The following is a 17,740-nucleotide window of genomic DNA, read 5'->3' as shown; positions in this document are numbered from 1 at the left end:
TGTCAACTGTGTTCTTGGTTGCTTTCGCGCGACTCTGTCACGTAGCGTGCCGTTCGACCCCAGGAGAGATCGGTGCGGGGGCGCCACCGACGTTCGCAAAGACGAGGTGAGTGCATGTCTTCGACCGAGCAAGCAGGACCGTCCGACAAAGTGGTTCTCCGGCCGCGGAACGTGGCGTTCGATTGGGGGTCCCTGCCACTTCACTACGTCGACGGCGATCCCCTCGCGACGCACTTGTTCAACGTGATGCATCTGCTCCTGCCCGAGGGCGAGGAATGGTTCGTCAGAACGTTCAAGGAAGCGTTGCCCCTGATCCACGACGAGCAGTTGCGCGACGACGTCATCGGATTCATCGGACAGGAAGCCGTTCACGCGCAAGCACATACGCAAGTACTCGATCAACTGACCGCGTACGGCATCGACGTGACGCCGTACGTCGAGCAGATGAAGTTTCTGTTCGGACGCGCACTCGGCAACCGGACGCACCACGGTCAGAACAGCCTCGTCGAGCGCGTCGCCCTGATCGCTGCCGTCGAACATCTCACGGCTTTTCTCGGAGACTGGGTCCTCAACGCCGACGCCCTCGACGATGTCGAGTTCGATCCGACGATGCTCGATCTGCTGCGTTGGCACGGTGCCGAGGAGGTCGAACATCGTTGTGTTGCATACGAAGTGATGCGGTACTTCGACGTCCGGCCGGCCAGGCGGATCCGTACCTATCTGGTGATCGCGCCCGCACTGATGTGGTTCTGGGCGCGCGGCGTGCGCTACCTGATGAGCCAGGATCCGTCGTTGCAGAATGTGCCGGTGAAGAAGCGTCGGCCGTCGTTCCGTCGGTACCGGCGGGTCACGGCCAAGGGGTTGTTTCCCGGCCCCATGCTGATCGTGCGCGCATCGCTGCGGTACTTCCGGTCCGACTACCACCCCTCCCAGGAGGGATCGACCGAACAGGCGGAGCGCTATCTGGCGTCGTCGCCCGCGGCGCGAGCGGCTGCGGGGTAAGCGCGAGATGGGTGTTCGACGCAAGCTCTCCGACATGACGAAGGCGGTCGAATCCTTCCGGGTGGGACGCACGATTCCGCCGGATCTGTACGGTGACCCGGTTCCGGATCAGACGATGTCGCTCGTCACCGACGCGCTCGACAAATGGTTCGCACTGCTCGACGCAGGTAGCTACTCGCCCGAGCATGCGGCCCCGGCCGTCGTGCACGCGAGGTCGCTCACGCTCGAGCGACGCGAGGTGGTGTGCGACGACCAACCGGTGGTCCGATTGACGTTCGCGGCCACCGACGGCGTCCCGCTCGCGGCGTGGTCGCCCGGAATGCACATCGACGTCCGGTTGCCGTCGGGACGTCGTCGCCAGTACTCGCTGTGCGGCAACCCGTCGGACAGCAGGTATACCGTTGCGGTGCGGCTCGTTCCGGACGGCGGCGGCGGGTCGACGGAGATGCATGCCCTCGAGCCGGGCGACGAGGTGACCGTTCTCGGGCCACGCAACGGGTTCCCGTTCGTGCCGCAGGGGCAGGCCTTGTTCGTGGCGGGCGGCATCGGTATCACCGCGATTCTGCCGATGGTCCGTGCTGCCCGACGCGTCGGCATGGACTGGCGTCTGATCTATTGCGGCCGGTCGCGTGCATCGCTGCCGTTTCTCGACGAGATCGAATCGTGGAACTCGGAGCGTGTGACGGTCTTCACGGACGACGTCGACGGTGTGCAGATCGGCTCGTCTCTGCTGCACGACGTGACGGGTGGCGCGGTGTACTGCTGTGGTCCGCCGCCGATGATCGACACCGTGAGGACGGCATTCGACGACTCTCGCGCGACCCACCTGTACTTCGAACGTTTCTCCCCGCCACCCGTTCGGGGCGGTGTCGAATTCGAGGTTCAGTTGGTGGAATCCGGAACGGTGGTGACTGTGCCGGCGGATATGACTGCGCTGCAGGCGATTCGAGAGGTCAAGCCGGACGTCGCCTATTCCTGTCGGCAAGGATTCTGCGGAACGTGTCGGGTTCGGGTGCTGCACGGCACCCCGGAGCACCGCGACGACAGACTGACGCCGGAGGAGCGCGGTCGCGAAATGTTGATCTGCGTCTCCCGCTCGAAGGGCGGAAGGATCGTGCTGGACCTCTAGCCGTTCGACACGGTTTCACCGTCCATCTTTGTCGACGGATGCTGAGAAAATCCCTCAGAGAGGCTTTCAGGGGGCTTTTCGGGGTGTCATCGTCCCCCTCCTGTCGGTGCGTACCAGTAGTATGGACCGGTAACAGAGAAGCCCTTCGGATCTACCGCGCCGAACCGGGTGTCCATGTCCGTGGACATCAGGGGGAACGCGAGCGTCCGTGCGGTGGCACCTGCCATGGTGCGAGCGCGGTAGCACCGATGGTGCGAGGGGGAGTGAAGACGCGTAAAGGAGAACGACCGAACCGTGGCCGCCCAGAAGTCAGGTAAGAGCGAGACTCAGAACAAGGACTACGGCGCTTCGTCGATCACCGTCCTCGAGGGACTGGAAGCAGTTCGTAAGCGGCCCGGTATGTACATCGGTTCCACCGGTGAGCGCGGCCTGCACCACTTGATCTGGGAAGTCGTCGACAACTCCGTCGACGAGGCGATGGCCGGATACGCCACCACCGTCGACGTCACCATTCACGACGACGGCAGCGTCGAGGTCGTCGACGACGGCCGTGGCATCCCCGTCGCCACGCACGCGTCCGGTGTTCCCACCGTCGAGGTCGTCATGACCCAGCTGCATGCAGGCGGAAAGTTCGACTCGGACTCCTACGCGGTGTCCGGTGGTCTGCACGGCGTCGGCATCTCGGTCGTCAACGCGCTGTCCACCAAGGTGGAGCTGCAGATCGCACGCGACGGCCACCGCTACAAGCAGTCGTACGACTACGCCAAGCCCGGCCCGCTCGAGACCGTCGGCGACACGGACGCGACAGGCACCACGGTCCGCTTCTGGCCCGACGGCGAGATCTTCGAGACGCTCGACTTCAGCTTCGAGACCGTGCACCGTCGCCTGCAGGAGATGGCGTTCCTGAACAAGGGACTGACCATCAACTTCACCGACGAGCGGGTCGCGGCGTCCGACGCCAGCGAGGACGAACTCGCCGAGACGGCGGAAGCACCCAAGACCGCGTCCGAAGAAGAAGCAGAGGCAGAGGCGCCCAAGGCCGCCAAGGTCAAGAAGCGCACCTATCACTACCCCGACGGCCTCGTCGACTTCGTCAAGCACATCAACAAGACCAAGACCGCGATCCACGGTTCCGTCGTCGGCTTCACCGCCAAGGGTGAGGGACACGAGGTCGAGATCGCGATGCAGTGGAACGCCGGGTACTCCGAGTCGGTCCACACGTTCGCCAACACGATCAACACGCACGAGGGCGGTACCCACGAAGAGGGCTTCCGTACCGCGCTGACGTCGACGGTCAACAAGTATGCAGCCGAGAAGAAGCTCGTCAAGGAGAAGGACGGCAAACTCACCGGCGACGACATCCGCGAAGGTCTCGCGGCCGTCATCTCGGTACGCGTCGGCGAACCGCAGTTCGAGGGTCAGACCAAGACCAAGCTCGGCAACACCGAGGTTCGTTCGTTCGTGCAGAAGGCGTGCAACGAGCACCTCGCGCACTGGTTCGAGTCCAACCCGGCCGATGCCAAGACCATCATCAACAAGGCCGTGTCGTCGGCGCAGGCGCGCATGGCCGCGCGCAAGGCGCGAGAGTTGGTGCGGCGCAAGAGCGCAACCGACATCGGTGGCCTGCCCGGCAAGCTCGCCGACTGCCGTTCCAACGACCCGGCGAAGTCCGAGATCTACATCGTGGAGGGCGACTCCGCAGGAGGCTCCGCGAAGTCGGGCCGCGACTCGATGTTCCAGGCGATCCTGCCGCTGCGCGGAAAGATCATCAACGTCGAGAAGGCGCGTATCGACCGTGTGCTGAAGAACAACGAAGTGCAGTCCATCATCACGGCCTTCGGAACCGGCATTCACGACGAGTTCGACATCAGCAAGCTGCGGTATCACAAGATCGTGCTGATGGCCGACGCCGATGTCGACGGCCAGCACATCTCGACTCTGCTGATGACGCTGCTGTTCCGCTTCATGCGTCCACTCATCGAGCACGGCCACGTCTACCTCGCGATGCCGCCGCTCTACAAGATCAAGTGGAACCGCGGCGAGCCCGACTACGCGTATTCCGACCGTGAGCGCGACGGCCTGCTCGAGGCCGGCCTGGCGAACAAGCGCAAGATCAACGTCGACGACGGCGTCCAGCGCTACAAAGGTCTCGGCGAGATGAACGCGAAAGAGCTGTGGGAGACCACGATGGACCCGGCGGTCCGTGTGTTGCGTCTGGTCACGCTCGACGACGCGGCTGCCGCGGACGAGCTCTTCAGCGTCCTGATGGGTGAAGACGTCAGTGCCCGACGCAGTTTCATCGCACGCAACGCCAAGGACGTTCGGTTCCTGGACGTGTAGCGCGCTCGAAACCTGTTGCCACGCACTATCTTTGATTCAAGGAGAATTTGATGTCGGATACCACCGAGCCTCCTGTCGGGCCTCCCGGACAGACGACGAACGCCGAGGGCGGAGACCGGATCGATCCGGTCGACATTCAGCAGGAGATGCAGCGTAGTTACATCGACTACGCGATGAGCGTCATCGTCGGCCGCGCGCTGCCCGAGGTGCGCGACGGCCTCAAGCCGGTGCACCGCCGCGTCCTCTACGCGATGTACGACTCGGGCTTCCGCCCCGACCGTAGCTACGTGAAATCCGCTCGGCCCGTTGCCGAAACGATGGGTAACTATCACCCGCACGGTGACACCTCGATCTACGACGCGCTCGTGCGTCTCGCCCAGCCGTGGTCGATGCGGTACCCGCTCGTCGACGGTCAGGGCAACTTCGGGTCACGCGGCAACGACGGACCCGCCGCCATGCGATACACCGAGGCCCGTCTGACGCCGCTCGCGATGGAGATGCTGCGCGACATCGACGAGGAAACCGTCGACTTCATCCCCAACTACGACGGCAAGACCCAGGAGCCGACGGTACTTCCGTCGCGTGTGCCGAACCTGTTGATGAACGGCTCCAACGGCATCGCCGTCGGTATGGCCACCAACATTCCTCCGCACAACCTGCGCGAACTCGGCGAGGCCGTGTTCTGGGCCCTCGACAACCACGAGGCCGACGAGGAAGCCACGCTCGCCGCGTGCATGGAACGCGTCAAGGGCCCGGACTTCCCGACGCACGGTCTCATCGTCGGCAACCAGGGCATCCAGGACGCGTACTCGACCGGCCGCGGCTCGATTCGCATGCGCGGCGTCGTCGAGATCGAAGAGGACTCGAACGGCCGCACCACGATCGTCATCACCGAGTTGCCGTACCAGGTCAACCCGGACAACCTGATCACCTCGATCGCCGAGCAGGTCCGCGACGGAAAGCTCGCCGGCATCTCGAAGATCGACGACGAGTCCTCCGACCGCGTCGGCATGCGCATCGTCGTCACCATCAAGCGTGACGCCGTCGCCAAGGTCGTGCTGAACAACCTGTACAAGCATTCGCAGCTGCAGACGAGCTTCGGCGCGAACATGCTGTCGATCGTCGACGGTGTTCCGCGCACGCTGCGTCTCGATCAGATGATCCGCTACTACGTGGCTCATCAGCTCGACGTCATCATTCGGCGCACGCGCTACCGCCTGCGCAAGGCCGAAGAGCGGGCCCACATCCTGCGCGGTCTGGTCAAGGCTCTCGACGCGCTGGACGAGGTCATCGCCCTGATCCGTCGCTCGCCCGACGTGGACGCGGCACGGACCGGTTTGATCGAGCTGCTCGACGTCGACACCATCCAGGCCGACGCCATCCTCGCGATGCAGCTGCGTCGTCTCGCAGCCCTCGAGCGTCAGAAGATCATCGACGAGTTGGCCGAGATCGAGCGTGAGATCGCGGACCTGCAGGACATCCTCGCCAAGCCCGAGCGCCAGCGTCAGATCGTGCGCGACGAGCTCGCCGAGATCGTGGAGAAGTACGGCGACGACCGTCGTACCCGCATCATCGCCAACGACGGAGACGTCAGCGACGAGGACTTGATCGCTCGCGAGAACGTCGTCGTCACCATCACCGAGACCGGGTACGCCAAGCGCACCAAGACCGATCTGTACCGCTCGCAGAAGCGCGGCGGCAAGGGGGTCCAGGGCGCAGGTCTCAAGCAGGACGACATCGTCAGCAAGTTCTTCGTGTGCTCGACGCACGACTGGATTCTGTTCTTCACCACGAAGGGCCGCGTCTACCGCGCGAAGGCATACGAGCTGCCCGAGGCAAACCGCACCGCACGCGGTCAGCACGTCGCGAACCTGCTGGCCTTCCAGCCCGACGAGCGTATCGCCCAGGTCATCCAGATCAAGACGTACGAGGACGCGCCCTACCTGGTGCTGGCCACCAAGGGTGGTCTGGTGAAGAAGTCCAAGCTCACCGACTTCGACTCCAACCGCAGCGGCGGCATCGTCGCCGTCAACCTCCGCGGCGAGGACGAGCTGGTCGGCGCCGTGTTGGCGTCGTCCGACGACGATCTGTTGCTCGTCTCCGGACAGGGGCAGTCGATCCGCTTCTCGGCGACCGACGAAGTTCTGCGTCCGATGGGTCGTGCGACATCCGGCGTCCAGGGCATGCGTTTCAACGGTGACGACCAGCTGCTGTCGCTGAACGTCGTCCGTGAGGGCAAGTACCTTCTCGTCGCGACGTCCGGCGGTTACTCCAAGCGCACCGCGATGGAGGACTACCCGGCTCAGGGTCGTGGCGGCAAGGGTGTGCTCACGATCCAGTACGACCCGAAGCGTGGCACCCTGGTGGGAGCGCTCATCGTCGACGACGACGACGAGCTGTACGCCATCACCTCGAGTGGCGGTGTCATTCGTACCGCCGCGAAGCAGGTACGCAAGGCGGGCCGGCAGACGAAGGGCGTTCGGTTGATGAATCTCGGTGAAGGCGACACACTGCTCGCTATCGCCCGCAACGCAGACGAAGCAGACGAGCCCGAGCCGGGTACCACGAGCACCGAAGATGATGCATCGAAGGAGTCGTAGTGAGCACTCCCAACAGGCCAGGCAGCACGCCCGGTCCGCAGAGTGATCGAGCCGAACAGCAAGCTCAGCCTGTGAGGCCGCAACCGGCATCGCGGCCCGCTGGGCCGCCGCAGGGTGGTGCTCGGCCGCAACCGAGGCCTCCGCAAGGGCAACAACCTCCGCAGGGCCAACAGCCGGTGCAGGGTGGACGTCCTGGCCCGCAGGGCCAGCCTCCTCGGGGGCCGCAGCCTGCGCAGGGTCCGGCCGCTCAGCGTCCCCAGCAGCCCCCGCAGGCCGCTCGCCCGGCGCCGCAACAGACGTCGGACCGGACTCCGCAGACGCGGGAACAGCCTGCAACTCAGGCTCACCCCGCGGCTCAGTCCGGCCCGCAGCAGGGCGCTACCGCGCCCAAGGCACCCCAGCAGGCACCGGCGTCCCGTCCGTCAGCGGACAAGCAGCCGCCGACCGAGGCTGCTCCGGCGGTCGGTCAGCCCGAGAAGCGCGCCCCGCAGTCGCCTTCCGCGTCGGCACCCACGCCGGAACAGAGTCGTCCCCGTGACCCTCTGCGGGCGAACGAGACCCAGCAGGTGCCGACCAACGGTGCTGTGCAGTCTCCGCCGTGGCAGCGCACGCAGCGTCAGGAGCCGGCCGATGCGTCCGCGCCGCAGAGCACGCCGCAGACCAACCTGTCGAACCGTGGTGGATCGTTGCCCACCGGCGGGCAGGTCTCCGCGGCCGCAGCGGATCGGACGGCCGCCTACCCGGCGGTCGCCGAGGATGCCGACGCCAAGACACAGCGCCGTGAGGCCGCGAAGTCGAAGGCAGCGGTCATCGACGGTCCGACTCGTCACATCGAGCGCAAGGATCTGGCGAAGGACATGCCGGATCTGTCCGCGGTTCGCCACCCGGAGTCCGGCTCCGAGAAGCAGTCTGCCGTCGCAGCGCCTGCCCTCGTCGCCGCACGACCCGAGGGTGAGTCGCTGCGTGCGACGGTTCAGCTGCGCAAGATCGATCCCTGGTCGACGCTCAAGATCTCGCTCGTGATCGCGGTGTCGTTGTTCTTCGTCTGGATGGTCGCGGTCGGGCTGCTGTACGCGGTTCTCGACGGCATGGGCGTCTGGGACAGGTTGAACAGTGCCTTCACCGAGATCGTCAACGAGTCCGGTGGCGGCGGACTCGTCAGCGCCGGACAGGTGTTCGGGTATGCAGCGGTCATCGGTGTGATCAACGTCATCCTGTTCACGGCGCTGACGACGATCGGGGCGTTCATCTACAACCTGTCGTCCGACCTGGTGGGCGGTGTCGAAGTGACACTGGCCGACCGGGACTGAAATGCGCAGGTGAGAGGCACCGTATCGGGCCGTTTTGGAGTACGGCGGTTCGATACGGTAATCTCTCTCCTCGGTTCGGAAAGAGAAATCATTCCGGTCACCGAGGTACACGGGCCTATAGCTCAGGCGGTTAGAGCGCTTCCCTGATAAGGAAGAGGTCGGAGGTTCAAGTCCTCCTAGGCCCACACCGAGCGAGACGAAGAGGTGAGATTCTGTGAAGATTCTCGTTCTCGTCGGCGCGGCAGTAGCAGCGATCGTGACAGTGTCGAAGGTACGCGCACAGCGTGCGGGAGACGGTGTCTGGCACGAAGTTACAGCCGCCTGACGTCCGTTGGTTGCAAGCGTGTAAGCTGTTGTTCGCTTGTCCCGCACGACCCGGGGCCTTAGCTCAGTTGGTAGAGCGCTGCCTTTGCAAGGCAGATGTCAGGAGTTCGAATCTCCTAGGCTCCACAAAGAAGAAGGCGTTCGATCCGCACGGATCGGACGCCTTTTTCGTGTCTGTGCAACGTCCTTACTGTGTGGTGGCACGTGGCGCCTGATCCGTCAGCTCTCCCGGAACCAGTTGTAGCGGTACGGGCTGTCCCAGAGGTCACGGACGGACTGCGACCGTCCGTGTCGGATGTACGTCGTCGTGACGACGTGAAGGAAGACCATGACGATCACGAGGGCGATGAAAGTTGTCATGCTTAGAGTGTCTGTGCTGCGAAAACGGGCGAACAGTGGCAGTGATGACAATGTACGTCGAAAAACTGCCATCATCTGCGCAGGTCTTTCCTGGACTGTGAGAGATGCCAAGACGTGGGTAGGCGGGTGTGTCGAAATGCCCAGTCTTCGGCTGTGTAGCGTGCCCGCACACCGTCTGGGCCCTACTCTTCGGTAAGTACCGGCAAACGTCCGACGTGAATGCGCCGCAGGGGGGTGCATTCACGTACGGACTCCCGGTATCCACGACGACGTCGTTCGGTCCATCGTCACGCCAGGACGCGTGCCATCGGCCGATCCGTCGGTTACCCATCCGAAAAGTCGGCGGAAGGTGTTACAGTCCCGCACGACGTCGGTAGTGCGTGGTGTTCATGGGGAGGTGGGCCGTGCCGGGTCGAATTCTGCTCGCATCGGCTGTACGCCTCGGTACCGGGGAATCCGCGGCACGATTGCGTCACGCGTGACCAGGCCCAGATTCGACGAGGCCGGAGTCACGCTGTTCGTGTTCGTGGTCGGGTCGACCCTTCTGTACGCGGCAGCCGGAAGCGCGTCGTGGTCGATGTTGGGCGTGTGGGGACGCACCGCGGTCGTGGTGTCCGTACTGTGCGGGTCGGCCGCAGCCGTCGTTCTCGTTCGGTCGAGGCCGCCGAGCCCCAAGCGAATCATCGGCATCGTGACGTCACTCGCGATCGTCGCGCTGGCGGTGTCCTTCTCCGCGGTGGTGACGCTTCCTGCTTTCCTGATCTGCGTCCAGGCCGCGATCTTCCTGGGTATGCACATCGGTGCGTTCTGGTCGGAGCGCAACGCCGGTGGTTGGGTCGCGGTCCTCGCCGTCTCGGCCGTCGTCGGCGCCGCGGCCAGTCCGTTCGACTCGTCGTTTGTCGTCTACGTCCTCGTGGCACTCGGAATCGTCGGGGCCACAGAGGTTTTCGGCGCGTTCGCGCGTCGCATGCGCTTCTCGGCGACACACGACACGCTGACCGGTCTCCTCAACCGCTTCGGGTTCGAGTCCAAGGTCGAGAAGATGCTGCCCGCGTGTGCAAGTCGCGGATTGTCCGTCAGCGTCGCCGTTCTGGATCTGGACAACTTCAAACAGATCAACGACGAGTACGGCCACATCGCCGGCGACGTCTTGCTGTCCAGGGTGTCGAAAGCATGGAAGGCGGAGATCGGTCGTCGCGACGTGTTGGGACGGCTCGGGGGAGACGAGTTCGTGTTGTTCATGCCTGGCGTTCTGGAGGCCGAGGCGTGGCAGATCATCGACCGCCTACGACGGGCACATCGCGCCGAGTGGAGCGTGGGACTGGTGTGCATGCCTGCGACGCGACGCTGGGTGGACGTCTATCGTGCGGCCGACGCCGATCTCTACCGCGCCAAGCGTGCTCGCCCATCGCGGGCACAGAAGGCGTCACGGACCGATACGCCGGGCTCCGACGATTCGGAGTGGAGAATAGCGCGCTGACGCTTGCTCCACAGAATTCATCCACAGTCTGTGGATGAATTCTCCGTCGCGGTCGCGGCTCGCGGTTCAATTGTCCTGATGCGTCGGCACATTCGTCGACGTGCGAGGTGGGCGATCGAGCGGGGGCGGCATGTCGTTGGCGTGGGGGGATGTTCGAAACTGGAATCCGTCGGAGGTCGGCGTCCTCGCCCGGCGCATCCGTGACTCGTCGAAAAGCATGGACGACCGAAGTGTGGATCTGGCGGGCTTACTGAAACAGCTCGACTGGCACGGTCCGGCCGCAGATGCTGCCCGTGCGGCGATGAACGGCCTCGAAAGCGATGTCGGCGAACGTGCCCGAGTGCTGAGCGCCGTCGGTCGGTGCCTGGACGAGATGGCCATCGCGATGTATCCGCTGACGCATGCGGTCCGTGAGTGCGCAGCCGACGCGGACGGCACGTCGATGTCCATCGGTTCCGACGGCACCGTGGTCGACGGCCTCCCGATGTACACGAGTGCTGCCGCTGATGCCTGGGGTATCGCCCGCGACCGACTGCGGATTCGGCGGGAGCTCGAGGAACGAGCCGTCGCATTGCTCGCTCGGGCCGAGGAATTGGACGGACGTACCGCAGCGTCGTTGAACCGGTGCGAGAACGGCGAGGATCGGACGCGACAGGCCACAGTGGACCCTCCGGTGCCCGGAACGCCGGCGGCGAACGCGGCTTTCTGGGACGCGGCGACTCAGGCCGAACGGACCGAATTCCTGGTGCGTCGACCGGAACTGCTGGGCAATCTCGACGGCATTCCGGCCCACGTTCGCGACGCGGCGAACCGTCGCGTGCTCGCCCAGGAGCGAACACGGCTCGCGGAAGTCGTCGACGAACTACGAAAAGAATTGCAAGGCAACAAGTTCGGAGGAGCATTCAGCAACGCCGACGCAGGGCTCGCGCAGACCGAGAAAAGGCTGGCCGCGTTGGACGCCGTCGCGACCACTCTTGCGAAGGGAAACAGGCAACTGCTGGTGCTCGACAATCACTCCGCCGACGACACGTTGGCCGCTGTCGCGGTGGGTGACGTCGACACGGCAACCCATGTAGCGGTGTTCGTCCCGGGAATGAACTCCGACGTGCAGAGCGACCTGATTCGGTACGACGGCGACATGGATGCGCTCGAAAGAGCTGTGCGACAACAGCTTCCGTCGAACGACACGGCCGCGGTGGTGACGTGGATGAATTACTCGACGCCACACACCGGCTGGAGTCTGTTCGACCCGAACCGTTCCGTCGTCGGCGCGGGCGCTGCCGTCGCCGGTGGTGCCAGGCTCACCACGTTCCTCGACGGCCTCGACGCGTCGAGACGCAGCGACCCGCACCTGTCGCTGCTCGGACACTCGTACGGCTCGCTGACCGCGGCACATGCGGTGCGCGACGCGTCGGCGACCGGTGTCGACGAGTTCGTCTCGGTGGGCTCGCCGGGCCTCGGCGTCGGGACCGTGCACGAACTGTCGATCCCGCCCGGGCACCTCCACGTCGGCGAGGCGGCCGGCGACGTCGTCGTCGATCTCGGTGTGTTCGGTGCCGATCCGAGCGAACTCGCAGGAGTCGAGGAGTTGCCCACCACGGCAGCAGGCGGTTTGCGCGCGTCGGACGGGCACAGCGACTACTTCACCGACGGCACGACGTCGCAGCACGCGATTGCTCGGGTGGTTGCAGGACTGGACTAGAGCCGGGAGTGAAGCCCGCAGCAATGACCCGTTCAGACCTGCGGTGTCTCGACGATGCGTGGGGTGTCGTCGGCGTAATCGGACAGGCTGGGCGGCGCGTCGGCGGGAGGCTGGACGGTCCGTCGACGCTTGGTGGCGAGGAAGGCCGCACCTGCTGCAGCACCGAACAAGGTTCCGAAGACGACCAGACGGCGAGTCCGTCGGGACACACCCGCCGTCGACCGCGCCTTCTGCTTCTTCGCCTTCTTCCGACGCGCGAGCTCGGTGCGGGCGAGCGAGTAGCCCCGCGTAGCGACTGCGGCACCGATACCGGCAGGTCCGGTGCTGGCGATCCTCGCAGCATGCAGCAAATTGCCACCCGTGCCGACGGCGACGTCGCGAACCTTCGATGTGCTGGTCATGACACCACTGTTCCATATAGAGGCAGTCATGCCCCGGCACCCGGCCACGAGGAGCGGCGACAATGGCACGATGGTGGTGTGACTTCACCAAACAAGACATCCACGGCAACGCTGCACACCAACCGCGGCGACATCGTCATCGAACTGTTCGGCAATCACGCGCCGAAGACGGTCGAGAACTTCGTCGGCCTCGCCGACGGCTCGAAGGAGTACACGACCACCAACGCGTCCGGCGGAAACTCCGGCCCGTTCTACGACGGCGCGATCTTCCACCGCGTCATCGACAACTTCATGATCCAGGGCGGTGACCCGACGGGCACCGGAACCGGCGGACCGGGCTACAAGTTCGGCGACGAGTTCCACCCGGAACTGTCGTTCGACCGCCCCTACCTGCTGGCCATGGCCAACGCAGGCCCGGGCACCAACGGCTCGCAGTTCTTCATCACCACGGTGAAGACGCCCCACCTGAACCGTCGCCACACCATCTTCGGCGAGGTCACCGACGAGGCGTCGAAGAAGGTCGTCGACGAGATCTCCGGTACCGCTGTCGGCCGCGGCGACCGTCCGGTGGACGAGGTCAAGATCAACAGCATCACGATTTCCTGACGGTTTCTCCCACAGAAGGAACTCGATACATGACGAACCCCGGCTGGGGTGGCGCGCCCGGCGATCAGCCCACCCCACCTCAGTCGAGGTGCGTTCGGCATCCCGATCGACCCACGGGTCTTGCCTGCTCGCGTTGTGGCAGACCCGCCTGCCCGGAGTGTCTGCGCCCGGCAGCGGTCGGTCAGCACTGCGTCGACTGCATTCAGGCCGCCAACCGGTCGGCCGCGCCGGTGCGTACCGTCGTCGGCGCGCCTGCGTCGTCCAGGTACGGCCTGGTCACGTACATCATCATGGGCCTCAACGTGCTGGCCTTCGCGGTCACCGCCGCACAGTCCGGCTCGTTGATGGAGAACACTCGCGGGTCCGCGCTCTTCCAGCAATGGGCTCTGTACGCGCCTCTTGTCGCCACCGGCGACGTCCAACGCGTCATCGGTAGCGGATTCCTGCACTACGGGCCCATCCACTTGCTCGTGAACATGTTCGCGCTGTACATCATCGGTCGCGATCTCGAAGCGATCCTCGGTAAGGCCCGCTACGTCGCGGTGTACGTCGTGTCGCTGCTCGGCGGCAGTGCGTCGGTGCTGGTCCTCGAGTCGCCCGGCGCCGTCACGGTGGGCGCGTCGGGTGCGATCTTCGGTCTTCTGGGTGCTCAGGCCGTCGTGCTGCTGCGACTGAAGCGCAGCCCGACGCCGGTCCTGGTCATCATCGGTCTCAACATCGTCATCAGCATCTCGATCCCGGGGATCTCGCTGTGGGGACACATGGGCGGGCTCGTAGCAGGAGCCGCCGCTACCGCAGCCGTCGTGTTTCTGCCGAGCCGCACGCGGTCGCCGAAGGTGGCGTGGGCGGGAGTTGCCGCGGTTGCGGTCGTCGCCCTGGCGATCATCGCGGTGCGCATCCTCGACATCCGTGCCCAGATGGGTATCTAGAACCGACGTCTACGACGCTTCGCGCGCCGCGGGAGCGTTGATCTCCGTCCACACCTCGTCGAGCGACAGGCCGAGGACGTCGGCGATGGCCGCGATGGTCGGGAACGCGGGCGTCGCGACCCGGCCCGATTCGATCTTCCTCAGAGTTTCCGGTGACACCCCTGCATCGAGGGCGGTCTCGAGCATCGAACGAGAGCCTCGAGCTCGACGCAGGAGGGAGCCGAGACGCTGACCTCGCTCGACCTCCACGGGCGTGAGTGGCAACCTGACCATGTCGCCAATACTAATACCGGGATAATATGACCGGGATAGTTATTGGTTTCACGAGGAAGGCGCCCCATGATCGAGATTCTGAGTCCCAGCCAGCTGCCGCAGGCGAGGAAAGCAGGCGCGTTCGTCGCCGAGATCCTGCAGACGATGAAGCAACGGGCCACCGTCGGAACCAACCTGCTGGACATCGATCGGTGGACGAAAGAGATGATTCTGGGCGCGGGCGCCGAGTCCTGCTACGTCGACTATGCGCCGTCGTTCGGCCGCGGACCGTTCGGGCACTACATCTGCACCGGGGTGAACGACGCTGTGCTGCATGGCAAGCCACACGACTACACGCTTGCCGACGGCGATCTGCTGTCACTCGATCTGGCCGTGATCACCGGTGGTCTCGCTGCTGATTCCGCGATCAGTTTCATCGTCGGCGACGCGCGGCCTGCGGAGAGCGTCGCGCTGATCGACGCGACCGAACGCGCACTCGCCGCGGGTATCGCGGCCGCGGGGCCGGGGGTGCGCATGGGAGACGTCTCGCACGCCATCGGAACCGTGCTTCACGACGCCGGCTACTCGGTCAACACCGAATTCGGCGGTCACGGCATCGGGTCGACGATGCATCAGGATCCGCACGTGTCGAACACCGGACGCCCCGGCCGTGGATACACGCTTCGACCGGGACTTCTCCTTGCCCTCGAACCGTGGGTCATGGTGGACACCGACGAACTGGTCACCGACGACGACGGCTGGACTCTGCGTAGCGCGACCGGGTGCCGGACCGCACACAGCGAGCACACGATCGCCACCACCGAGGACGGCGTGGAGGTGCTCACCCGCATCTAACGATGCGGTGGCACGAACCCATGTTGCTCGAGTGCGTCGTACACGTCTCGTGGATCGGCGCCGAGGTCCCAGCGACCGAGGATGACGAGCCGGTCGTCGTCCTCGCCGGCTCGGCGGAGATCGAGTTCGAGCATCGGGACGCGTCGACCCAGGCGTGGGTAGCGGACGAGCTTGATCCGGCTGACCTCGTCGGCTCGGTAGGTGTGCACCCCCGACAGACGCTTCATCGACAACGATCCACCGTCTATCCACAGCCGCGGCCGCTGGAATGCTGCCAATCCGGCAATTATCCACAGGCCGAGGGCTGCAGCCGACACGAGAAACCGGCCGGCAGGATCGACATCTGTGACGAACGCGACGATGACCAGCACGAATCCGCCGACCGCGAGTGCGATCACTGCGGCCATCGGCGTCGCCCAGGACAGGTTGTGCACATCCTGTGGATGGTTCGAAGACTTATCCACAGTAGTTATCCACATTGTTAGTGAATGACATGTGTGTAACTAGGCGGGAACGTCCCGTCGTCATCGCCACCGCATGGTCATGACGAGCCCGACGACCATGAATCCGAAACCGATCAGGAAGTTCCACGCACCGAGTGCGTCCATCCACGGAAGGTTCTCGGCAGCGAGGTAGTAGACGAGCAGCCACAGAAGCCCTACCAGCATCAATCCGAGCATGACCGACACGTAGAGGGTGCTGGACGGGCCCGTTTTCACGGAGCCGGGCGTGCGGGTCGCCGGGGCGACCGTGTAGTCCTTCTTCTTGCGAACCTTCGATTTGGGCATGGGTGAACCCCTTCGTCGTCGTTGCTCGCGGACGTCGTCTCGCCTGTGGACAACCATGGGACAGACTGTGGACAACGCCTGTGCGCGCGAGCGGGTAGCGTCTGCTTGCGGAGAGAGCGTCGCACGTGGCGATACTCGTCAAGTACACGCTAGCGCAGGACTTTCTCTGGGGAGAGCACCGGACTTTCGACATGACCGACCATCACCGACAGCGTCCGACGGACCGCGTCTGGCAGATCATGGTGGTCGTCGTGTGCGTCGTGACCGGAATCCTGCTCGCGACGACCAGGCAGATCTCAGCGGGCGACGAAATCCGCAGGTCGGACACGACCCGGGTGTCGGACCTCGTACGGGGCGCGCAGAGCAGCACCGACGAAGCCGAGACCACCCGCGCCGAGCTGACGCGTCGGCTCGAGGAGTTGCAGAGCTCGGCCGGTTCACGAGACGCCGAGGTGGGCGACGCCCTCGCACAGTCCGACGCGCTGGGCGGTGCGGCGGGCTTGCACCCCGAGTCGGGCGCGGGCGTCGTCGTCACGCTGACCGACGCGTCGCGCGGCGCCGACGGCCGTTACGCGACCGACGCGAGACCTGACGACCTCGTCGTTCATCAACAGGACGTTCAGAGCGTATTGAACGCGCTGTGGACCGGGGGCGCGTCGGCGATCGCGATGCAGGACCAACGGATCGTCAGCGAGATCGCACCCAGATGCATCGGGAACACGCTGCTGCTCGGTGGCCGCACCTACAGTCCGCCGTACGTCGTCACCGCCCTCGGCGATCCTCGAAGACTGACGGCGGCACTCGACAACGACCGGGGCGTCCGCGTGTACCAGCAGTACGCGCAGCGGTACGGGCTCGGATACGAGGCGAGATCGGCGGACGAGCTCTCGGTGCCGGGCTACACGGGCGTCGTCCGGACGCGGTTCGCTCAGCCCGCGAGGTGACGTCGGCTCGTGCCGAGCGGCTCGCCTATCCTTGCCGTATGCGCATCCTGGTCGTCGACAACTACGACAGCTTCGTCTTCAACCTCGTGCAGTACCTCGGGCAGCTGGGGGTCGACGCGACGGTGTGGCGCAACGACGACGCTCGGCTCGCCGACCGCGACGCCGTCGCCGAAGAGTTCGACGGCATTCTGCTGAGCCCGGGACCGGGTACGCCGCAGCGAGCGGGCGCGACGATGGACCTGGTCGAAGCTGCTGCGAAAGTACGCACGCCTCTGCTCGGGGTGTGCCTCGGCCACCAGGCGATCGGTGCTGCGTTCGGCGGTACCGTCGACCGTGCACCGGAATTGCTGCACGGCAAGACCAGCAAGGTTCATCATTCGGGAGAAGGCGTGCTGGCCGGCCTGGAGGAACCGTTCACTGCGACGCGGTATCACTCGCTGACGGTTCTGGCCGACACGGTTCCCGACGTTCTCGAGGTCACCGGCCGCACCGATACCGGGTTGGTCATGGCGATGCGTCACCGCGAGCTGCCGATCCACGGTGTCCAGTTCCACCCCGAGTCGATCCTCACCGAGGGCGGTCACCGGATGCTGGCGAACTGGCTCGCGGTGTGCGGCATGGAGCTGAACGACGGTCTGGTCCGCGAGCTCGAGGCGCAGGTCGCGAGTGCGGCTGCGCCACCCGTGCGCGCTTAGTCGGCCCAGGTTCCAACTATTCG

General features: G+C 65.1%; 18 protein-coding genes and 2 tRNA genes. 15 read left to right on the top strand and 5 right to left on the bottom strand.

Annotated features, from left to right (window positions below; genetic code table 11):
- The first annotated feature begins 114 nt into the window (after nt 1–114).
- The 8 genes from HQ354_RS11095 to HQ354_RS11060 all read left to right on the top strand — a co-directional run bounded on the left by HQ354_RS11095 (nt 115) and on the right by HQ354_RS11060 (nt 8,831).
- Entirely contained in the window at nt 115–1,002 is an 888-nt protein-coding gene (locus HQ354_RS11095) for a metal-dependent hydrolase (protein ID WP_222634475.1), read from the top strand.
- A gap of 34 nt (nt 1,003–1,036) precedes the next feature.
- Entirely contained in the window at nt 1,037–2,131 is a 1,095-nt protein-coding gene (locus HQ354_RS11090; protein ID WP_261768670.1) for a PDR/VanB family oxidoreductase, read from the top strand.
- 294 nt (nt 2,132–2,425) lie between these two features.
- On the top strand, nt 2,426–4,471 hold the full coding sequence (gene gyrB / locus HQ354_RS11085; RefSeq protein WP_068429653.1) for a DNA topoisomerase (ATP-hydrolyzing) subunit B: 2,046 nt from the start codon (nt 2,426–2,428) through the stop codon (nt 4,469–4,471).
- A 50-nt stretch (nt 4,472–4,521) separates the two neighbouring features.
- Nucleotides 4,522–7,071 (top strand): DNA gyrase subunit A, encoded by a 2,550-nt coding sequence (gene gyrA / locus HQ354_RS11080; RefSeq protein WP_068429654.1) that lies wholly within the window; start codon nt 4,522–4,524, stop codon nt 7,069–7,071.
- Entirely contained in the window at nt 7,071–8,381 is a 1,311-nt protein-coding gene (locus HQ354_RS25890; RefSeq protein WP_308115167.1) for a DUF3566 domain-containing protein, read from the top strand. The genes gyrA and HQ354_RS25890 overlap by 1 nt, the downstream gene beginning before the upstream one ends.
- A gap of 111 nt (nt 8,382–8,492) precedes the next feature.
- Nucleotides 8,493–8,566: transfer RNA gene (locus HQ354_RS11070), tRNA-Ile, on the top strand.
- 29 nt (nt 8,567–8,595) lie between these two features.
- A complete protein-coding gene (locus HQ354_RS11065; protein WP_217266276.1) occupies nt 8,596–8,706 on the top strand; it encodes a DLW-39 family protein in 111 nt (36 codons plus the stop codon).
- Nucleotides 8,707–8,758: 52 nt separating this feature from the next.
- Nucleotides 8,759–8,831, top strand: a tRNA-Ala gene (locus HQ354_RS11060).
- Between the two features lie 93 nt (nt 8,832–8,924).
- On the opposite strand, the gene HQ354_RS11055 is transcribed toward HQ354_RS11060, so the two are convergent.
- Entirely contained in the window at nt 8,925–9,065 is a 141-nt protein-coding gene (locus HQ354_RS11055; protein WP_157105391.1) for a hypothetical protein, read from the bottom strand.
- Nucleotides 9,066–9,543: 478 nt separating this feature from the next.
- On the opposite strand from HQ354_RS11055, the gene HQ354_RS11050 reads away from it, so the two are divergent.
- Together HQ354_RS11050 and HQ354_RS11045 are read left to right on the top strand one after the other, a co-directional pair.
- Nucleotides 9,544–10,545, top strand: coding sequence for a diguanylate cyclase (locus tag HQ354_RS11050; RefSeq protein WP_068429658.1), 1,002 nt, complete (start codon nt 9,544–9,546; stop codon nt 10,543–10,545).
- Nucleotides 10,546–10,675: 130 nt separating this feature from the next.
- Nucleotides 10,676–12,247 (top strand): alpha/beta hydrolase, encoded by a 1,572-nt coding sequence (locus HQ354_RS11045; RefSeq protein ID WP_222634473.1) that lies wholly within the window; start codon nt 10,676–10,678, stop codon nt 12,245–12,247.
- Nucleotides 12,248–12,279: 32 nt separating this feature from the next.
- Here the strand turns inward: HQ354_RS11045 and HQ354_RS11040 are convergent, their stop codons facing one another.
- On the bottom strand, nt 12,280–12,648 hold the full coding sequence (locus tag HQ354_RS11040) for a hypothetical protein (RefSeq protein ID WP_068429664.1): 369 nt from the start codon (nt 12,646–12,648) through the stop codon (nt 12,280–12,282).
- A gap of 78 nt (nt 12,649–12,726) precedes the next feature.
- On the opposite strand from HQ354_RS11040, the gene HQ354_RS11035 reads away from it, so the two are divergent.
- Nucleotides 12,727–13,254, top strand: a complete 528-nt coding sequence (locus HQ354_RS11035; protein ID WP_068429666.1) for a peptidylprolyl isomerase — start codon at nt 12,727–12,729, stop codon at nt 13,252–13,254.
- 29 nt (nt 13,255–13,283) lie between these two features.
- Nucleotides 13,284–14,183 carry a rhomboid family intramembrane serine protease gene (locus tag HQ354_RS11030; protein WP_068429669.1) on the top strand — a complete coding sequence of 300 codons (900 nt, stop codon included), beginning with the start codon at nt 13,284–13,286 and terminating at the stop codon, nt 14,181–14,183.
- 9 nt (nt 14,184–14,192) lie between these two features.
- Here HQ354_RS11030 and HQ354_RS11025 read toward each other — a convergent pair whose 3' ends face one another.
- A complete protein-coding gene (locus HQ354_RS11025; protein ID WP_068429672.1) occupies nt 14,193–14,456 on the bottom strand; it encodes a helix-turn-helix domain-containing protein in 264 nt (87 codons plus the stop codon).
- A 66-nt stretch (nt 14,457–14,522) separates the two neighbouring features.
- Between HQ354_RS11025 and map the strand changes: the two genes are divergently transcribed.
- Nucleotides 14,523–15,290 carry a type I methionyl aminopeptidase gene (gene map, locus HQ354_RS11020; protein WP_222634472.1) on the top strand — a complete coding sequence of 256 codons (768 nt, stop codon included), beginning with the start codon at nt 14,523–14,525 and terminating at the stop codon, nt 15,288–15,290.
- Here the strand turns inward: map and HQ354_RS11015 are convergent.
- Nucleotides 15,287–15,769, bottom strand: coding sequence for a PH domain-containing protein (locus tag HQ354_RS11015; protein WP_222634471.1), 483 nt, complete (start codon nt 15,767–15,769; stop codon nt 15,287–15,289). The genes map and HQ354_RS11015 overlap by 4 nt on opposite strands.
- Nucleotides 15,770–15,814: 45 nt before the next feature.
- Complete coding sequence (gene crgA, locus HQ354_RS11010; protein WP_222634470.1) at nt 15,815–16,078, bottom strand: cell division protein CrgA; 264 nt, start codon at nt 16,076–16,078, stop codon at nt 15,815–15,817.
- Between the two features lie 191 nt (nt 16,079–16,269).
- Between crgA and HQ354_RS11005 the strand changes: the two genes are divergently transcribed.
- Both HQ354_RS11005 and HQ354_RS11000 read left to right on the top strand, forming a co-directional pair.
- A complete protein-coding gene (locus tag HQ354_RS11005; protein WP_222634469.1) occupies nt 16,270–17,022 on the top strand; it encodes a DUF881 domain-containing protein in 753 nt (250 codons plus the stop codon).
- Between the two features lie 38 nt (nt 17,023–17,060).
- Nucleotides 17,061–17,717, top strand: a complete 657-nt coding sequence (locus HQ354_RS11000) for an aminodeoxychorismate/anthranilate synthase component II (protein ID WP_222634468.1) — start codon at nt 17,061–17,063, stop codon at nt 17,715–17,717.
- The last annotated feature ends 23 nt before the right edge of the window (nt 17,718–17,740 follow it).

Origin of the sequence: Rhodococcus sp. BP-261 (assembly GCF_019835205.1) — a bacterium.
GTDB classification, from domain to species: Bacteria; Actinomycetota; Actinomycetes; order Mycobacteriales; family Mycobacteriaceae; genus Rhodococcoides; species Rhodococcoides kyotonensis_B.
This window is presented reverse-complemented; position numbering and strand designations above follow the sequence as displayed.

What these genes read in the sequence shown, in the direction of transcription:
- HQ354_RS11095 (WP_222634475.1), top strand. Translation starts at nt 115, where the DNA reads ATGTCTTCGACCGAGCAAGCAGGACCGTCCGACAAAGTGGTTCTCCGG.
- crgA (WP_222634470.1), bottom strand. Translation starts at nt 16,078, where the DNA reads ATGCCCAAATCGAAGGTTCGCAAGAAGAAGGACTACACGGTCGCCCCG.
- HQ354_RS11015 (WP_222634471.1), bottom strand. Translation starts at nt 15,769, where the DNA reads ATGTGGATAACTACTGTGGATAAGTCTTCGAACCATCCACAGGATGTG.
- HQ354_RS11090 (WP_261768670.1), top strand. Translation starts at nt 1,037, where the DNA reads ATGACGAAGGCGGTCGAATCCTTCCGGGTGGGACGCACGATTCCGCCG.
- HQ354_RS11005 (WP_222634469.1), top strand. Translation starts at nt 16,270, where the DNA reads ATGACCGACCATCACCGACAGCGTCCGACGGACCGCGTCTGGCAGATC.
- HQ354_RS11040 (WP_068429664.1), bottom strand. Translation starts at nt 12,648, where the DNA reads ATGACCAGCACATCGAAGGTTCGCGACGTCGCCGTCGGCACGGGTGGC.
- HQ354_RS11000 (WP_222634468.1), top strand. Translation starts at nt 17,061, where the DNA reads ATGCGCATCCTGGTCGTCGACAACTACGACAGCTTCGTCTTCAACCTC.
- map (WP_222634472.1), top strand. Translation starts at nt 14,523, where the DNA reads ATGATCGAGATTCTGAGTCCCAGCCAGCTGCCGCAGGCGAGGAAAGCA.
- gyrA (WP_068429654.1), top strand. Translation starts at nt 4,522, where the DNA reads ATGTCGGATACCACCGAGCCTCCTGTCGGGCCTCCCGGACAGACGACG.
- HQ354_RS11045 (WP_222634473.1), top strand. Translation starts at nt 10,676, where the DNA reads ATGTCGTTGGCGTGGGGGGATGTTCGAAACTGGAATCCGTCGGAGGTC.
- HQ354_RS11055 (WP_157105391.1), bottom strand. Translation starts at nt 9,065, where the DNA reads ATGACAACTTTCATCGCCCTCGTGATCGTCATGGTCTTCCTTCACGTC.
- HQ354_RS11030 (WP_068429669.1), top strand. Translation starts at nt 13,284, where the DNA reads ATGACGAACCCCGGCTGGGGTGGCGCGCCCGGCGATCAGCCCACCCCA.
- HQ354_RS11025 (WP_068429672.1), bottom strand. Translation starts at nt 14,456, where the DNA reads ATGGTCAGGTTGCCACTCACGCCCGTGGAGGTCGAGCGAGGTCAGCGT.